This is a genomic window from Streptococcus sp. 5004 (assembly GCF_013276755.1).
Lineage (GTDB): Bacteria > Bacillota > Bacilli > Lactobacillales > Streptococcaceae > Streptococcus.
In genome coordinates, this window is the sequence record NZ_VMLP01000006.1 from 1 (window position 1) to 5,153 (window position 5,153).

The following is a 5,153-nucleotide window of genomic DNA, read 5'->3' on the forward strand; positions in this document are numbered from 1 at the left end:
TCAGTAACCATACCTACGGTAAGGCGACGCTGACGTGGTTTGAAGAGATTTTTGAAGAGTACTATATTTAAATACACTGTTTCTAAGTGCTTCTTACCTAAAATTATAGCATATGATAAGTCTTCTCTCCAATAAAAGAACAGTCAAGTAAATGCTAATATAATATTCTGAAGGAGCTCCTGTTTCCAGATTCTCTGATAATACTTTCAATAAGTAAAATGAAAACAGGCAGAATAATCTGTGATAGCCTAAAGATTAATAAAAAGAATCTGGGACAAAAGTCTAACCTTAAATATAAAAAGCGAACAAACGAGTTTTCTGACACTCAGAATTCTGTCTTGTTCGCTTTTTTATCTAATCTATCGATTTTAGAAATTTATAATAAAGAATTCCTAAAATCAAAATCTTTTTGTCCCAGCCTCCACTTCTATATTCACCTATTGAAATTCCTTGACATCTCCATCATAAGTCGCCCAGTCTTTGCTGAAAAAGCACTCATTCAGATGGTAAGTCGGAGCTGGGGTTGGATTGGATAGGAAAGGATCAACTGCCTTGTCAAAAGCCAACCAACCCAACCAACCAAGGTGAATGGTGTCCTTCATAAAGAAAGGCTCCCCGCCATCCTTAGAAAAATCTGCTATATTGGTAAAACCTTGACTTTCTAACTGGTAGCGAATCTTCTGCACCGTTTGTTGGTACATATCCTCTCGTAGACCAGCGTAGTCCATCCATTTTTTATTAACAGGTGGAATGATAAAAATCGGGTTGACCTTAGATTTAGAAAACTGGGTTAAAACCAACTGCAAGTCATTATACTCTGGCGACTTGAGATAGGTAAAGCTTTTCTGAGAGTCCTTTAATTTCTTCAGATCCTTCTTGATCTGCGTATTATAGAAATAATTTTCCATTCCCAGATTATTATTGGAAGTATTCTTTTCAGCATCTGCTTTAACAATATCTTCTATAGCTTGATAAGAAAACTGGTCTGGCAAGGTCTTTAAATACTTAACTACATGCTTATCATAATTGACATAGCCTCTAACTGAAAACTGACCAAAAAAGGAGGCTTGGCGTTCATTAAACCGAGCCAATAATTCAATCATTTCATTGTCTGCCGTCGATAATTCTTCTTTGCTTGCCAACTTCTGAACCAAATCCTTCATAGCTACGTTTGGGAACTGCTGTAGTAAGCGAGTCGCTGCATATTGACTAGCCTGATCTCCAGATTGATGTTCCAAAAAACTGGTCAACTGGTCTCCATTAAAATACTGCTGAAAAGCTGCTGGCTCATAGCCATTTTTACTGAACCACTGAGGTGAGATAACATACACAACTTGTTTATTCTCTAGCTGTGGCAACATCTGTTGCATTCCAAAATACTGGTTAAGCGATGCAGCTCCCCTCTGTCCTAAAAGATACGGACGGTAGGAGCGATTGTATTTCTCAGCTAATACCGCAGGATGAGCACCGTCAAAACGAAGCCATTCACTAGAGCCAAAGAAGGGAACAAAACGCATATTTGGATCAGATAGTGCTCTGACTTTTTGACTTCGCTCCTTAAAACTATCGATAGTAGTAGCCACCGCTGAACGCTTTTCAGCTCCTAGATTATGATGCATCTCAGTAGGATAAAAGAAAATGAGCAGAAAAACCAACAAACCAGCTATCAAGACCGGTCCGAAGATCGTCCATAAGCGTTTAAGCATTTTGTAGCTCCACAATACCAGCTATGATTTTATTAGCTGTATTCCAGTCATCGCGACCAAACTCTGTTACAGGGACACGAATGTCAAAACGGTTCTCAATCTCCACAATCAACTCAACCGTTCCCATACTATCCAAGACACCTGCATCAAAAAGATCTTCATCCATCATGTCAGAAACATCTTCCATAAACAACTCATCAATAATTTCGATAACTTCTGATTTGATATCCATATTTTATTTCCTTTTATTTTTTAAACCATAAATCATTCAAAAATCCAGAAAAGATTAAGAATGACAGCATGACGACATGGAAGGTGACAACCATGCCAAGCAACTGAATCCAGCGATTCTCAGGTAGAGCAGCTTTCCCTGCTTTTTTCCACTCCTTATTGAGCGTTTTTTTCTTGCGAACCCAGGCATCATTGATGACCAGTCCAATCCCATGAAAGAGTCCATAGGCGATGTAGTACCAGGTCACACCATGCCAAAATCCCATGATTAGCATATTGACAACGTAGGCCACACTTGAGGTTACATTGCGATTTTTAAAGACTTTCTTTCTGGTCAATACCATGACCATCCGCATAAAGACAAAGTCACGGAACCAGAAAGAGAGACTCATATGCCAGCGATTCCAAAATTCCTTTAAATCCCTTGATAAAAAGGGTTTGTTAAAGTTGATGGGACTACGGATTCCCATTAAATTTGAAATGGCTAAGGCAAACATAGAGTAACCTGCAAAATCAAAGAAGAGCTCCAGACCAAAGGTATACATAACTGCCAAGGCATAGAGGTTAAAGAAACCACCTGACTGCAGGGCTAGATTCTTCAGAGGAGGGAGTAAGGTTTCTCCTAAAACATGAGCCAGGATAAACTTATACAAAAAGCCCCACATGATATAGCGAACAGATTCATCCAGCATATCCATCAACTCATCTCGCTCAGGAATGGTCTGATAATTTTCATTAAAACGCTTAAAGCGATCGATTGGACCACTTGAAAAAGTCGGCATGAAGAGAAGGAAACGGAGGAATTCCCAGAGGGTAAAATCCTTAATCACTCCATCTCTCAGCTCGATGATAATCCCAACCGAACGAAAAGTCAGGTAGGAAATCCCCAAGAACCCAAGCAAAGACTGCGTTCCATTGATAGCCGGTTGCACCTTGACAAAGATAATCGGAAGTAGGGACAGAAAACTAACTAAGTAAAAGACCCACTTGCCATCCTTGCTTTTTCGATAATGCTTGTAGAAAAGCAGGAGCAATATTTCCCAGCAAAGGTAAATACCCAAGGCAACCAATTGATTGGTCTTTCCACCCACCAACATGGTGACGATAAAGAAGAGGCTAACCAGCACTTCATACCAGGCGAAGCGTTTCTTGAAAAAGAGACCAATAAAGATGGGCAAGGTTGCAGCAATCACATAGACAAAATACTGAGGATTGCCGTATGGCTCTAAATGAGGAAGCTGTTGAAAGAACTCCATCATCTCTTATTCACCTCGTTAATCAATCCTTTGATATCAATTTTTCCATTTGGAGTCAGTGGCAAACTGTCTCGGTAAAGGAATTTAGACGGCATCATGTAGGACATCATGATATCTGTTAAATCTTCCTTGATGGCCTTGGTAATATCGATATCACGCTCAAACTGTTCATGAACACCATCTTTTAAGATGACATAAGCCAGTAGATTTTGCACCTTGTGGTCCTTGTTATAGCGTGGAACTGCGACAGCAGACTCGATAAAACGAGACTTGTTGAGGTTTTGAGAGACATCTTCTAACTCAATGCGGTAACCATTGAACTTAATCTGGAAGTCCATACGTCCACCGTAAAGAAGTAAGCCCTCATCTGTCATGGTTCCCACATCGCCTGTGTGATAGGCTGGCAGACCTTCAAACTCAAAGAAGGCTTCCGCTGTTTTTTCAGGATTGTTCATATAGCCTTTTGAAACAGCTGGTCCAGAAACAATGATTTCTCCCTGTTCACCACTTGGCAGTTTATTGCCGTCCTCATCAATGATAAAGGTTGGAGAATCAGCCTTGGTATAGCCGATTGGTAGGCGTTTGAGAGTCGCTAGCATCTCATCTGTCACAGCAACTGCTGACAGGGCCACTGTCGCTTCTGTTGGGCCGTAAGCATTGATAATACGGGCATTTGGGAAACGCTCGCGCAGTTTTTGAGCCGTTTTAACCGTCAATTCTTCTCCATCAAAGTAGAAATGCGTGATGCCGGGCATTTTCTCGCTATTAAAGTCTTCAGACAACATAGCCATATCTGCAAAGGAAGGCGTTGATGTCCAGATAGCGATTGGCAATGAAAAGATAGTCGCAAAGAGTTGCTTAAAATCCTGAGTAATAGCTGAAGGAAGAGCGAAAAGCGTACCACCAAGTGCCAAGGTCGGTGCCCAGTACATAACAGACAAGTCAAAAGAATAAGGTGGCTGAGCCAGCATTTGCGGACGACTTGGCGTCGCAAATTCCTTATCCGTAATCATCCAGTTGGTAAAGCTGAGGAGGTTATCATGTGAAATCTGCACTCCCTTAGGCTTACCAGTCGTACCAGAAGTAAAGATAATGTAGTAGTTATCATCGCGCTTGACTGGATGCGTGATTTCATAGTTATTCCCTTGGGCAAAGGCTTCTTGAACCTGAGCTAGATTCATCATAGGTGTCGAAACCTGCTCCAATGGAAAATCTGAGATGGCAATAATCAAGCTTGGCTCTGCTACTTCTAAAATAGCTGAAACTCGCTCCAAAGCCGAATGGCTGTCAATGGGAATGTAGGCATGTCCTGACTTAGTCAAAGCCACAAAAATTGCCAACATTTCATATTCTTGGCCTCCAAAAACAACCACAGGAGACTTCTCTGGTAAATCCAGTTGATCGATGGCTACAGCCAAACTATCCGAATCAGCCTTCAAATCTCCATAAGTGTGTTCCTGTCCCAAAACATTATAAACAGGATAGTTAGGCTGTGTCTGAGCAAAATGCTCAATGGTTTCAATCATATCTACTATTGGTTTATTTGACACAATAGGAATTCTCCTTCAAGTTAAAATTCATTATAGATAAAGCTTCCTTGACCCTGACCAAGATAGCTAAAGAAGTAAAGCAGCCCTAGAAAGATAAGAAAATACAAGGCTGTCCGACCAAGAAAGAGGTACAATTCTTTTCTCTGTTTCATCAAGAAAAACCATTCATTTCTGTAATTTTTGCTAAATAAGATAGACTCTTACTAGCTTATTTTTCTACCATTGTACCACTTTATATAGTATTTTTTCAATTGTTTACCGTATGTTTTCAATAGATTTCAGTTTATTTTAAGGATTATGCGGTTTTTCTATGTATATTTTTAAAAAAGAGCCTGAGATTTCCATCTCAAGCTCTATCAAAATAATTGTTTTCTAATACTCAATGAAAATCAAAGAGCAAACTAGGAAGC

At 40.1% G+C, this 5,153-nt stretch carries 5 protein-coding genes; all 5 read right to left on the minus strand.

Features of this window, described 5'->3' with window-relative positions; genetic code table 11:
- Positions 1 to 437 precede the first annotated feature (437 nt).
- The 5 genes from dltD to HT685_RS02070 are packed head-to-tail and all read right to left on the minus strand — an operon-like array spanning position 438 to position 4,895.
- Positions 438 to 1,706 carry a D-alanyl-lipoteichoic acid biosynthesis protein DltD gene (dltD, locus tag HT685_RS02050; protein ID WP_173224940.1) on the minus strand — a complete coding sequence of 423 codons (1,269 nt, stop codon included), beginning with the start codon at positions 1,704 to 1,706 and terminating at the stop codon, positions 438 to 440.
- A complete protein-coding gene (gene dltC / locus HT685_RS02055) occupies positions 1,699 to 1,938 on the minus strand; it encodes a D-alanine--poly(phosphoribitol) ligase subunit DltC (RefSeq protein ID WP_000351967.1) in 240 nt (79 codons plus the stop codon). Before dltC ends, dltD begins: the two co-directional genes overlap by 8 nt.
- 13 nt (positions 1,939 to 1,951) lie before the next feature.
- Entirely contained in the window at positions 1,952 to 3,196 is a 1,245-nt protein-coding gene (gene dltB / locus HT685_RS02060; protein WP_173224937.1) for a D-alanyl-lipoteichoic acid biosynthesis protein DltB, read from the minus strand.
- Complete coding sequence (dltA, locus tag HT685_RS02065; RefSeq protein WP_173224934.1) at positions 3,193 to 4,743, minus strand: D-alanine--poly(phosphoribitol) ligase subunit DltA; 1,551 nt, start codon at positions 4,741 to 4,743, stop codon at positions 3,193 to 3,195. Before dltA ends, dltB begins: the two co-directional genes overlap by 4 nt.
- 20 nt (positions 4,744 to 4,763) lie before the next feature.
- A complete protein-coding gene (locus HT685_RS02070) occupies positions 4,764 to 4,895 on the minus strand; it encodes a teichoic acid D-Ala incorporation-associated protein DltX (RefSeq protein WP_000813667.1) in 132 nt (43 codons plus the stop codon).
- Positions 4,896 to 5,153 lie beyond the last annotated feature (258 nt).

Excerpts from the sequence above, each read along its gene's own strand:
- dltD (WP_173224940.1), bottom strand. The coding sequence starts at position 1,706 with ATGCTTAAACGCTTATGGACGATCTTCGGACCGGTCTTGATAGCTGGT.
- dltC (WP_000351967.1), bottom strand. The coding sequence starts at position 1,938 with ATGGATATCAAATCAGAAGTTATCGAAATTATTGATGAGTTGTTTATG.
- dltB (WP_173224937.1), bottom strand. The coding sequence starts at position 3,196 with ATGATGGAGTTCTTTCAACAGCTTCCTCATTTAGAGCCATACGGCAAT.
- HT685_RS02070 (WP_000813667.1), bottom strand. The coding sequence starts at position 4,895 with ATGAAACAGAGAAAAGAATTGTACCTCTTTCTTGGTCGGACAGCCTTG.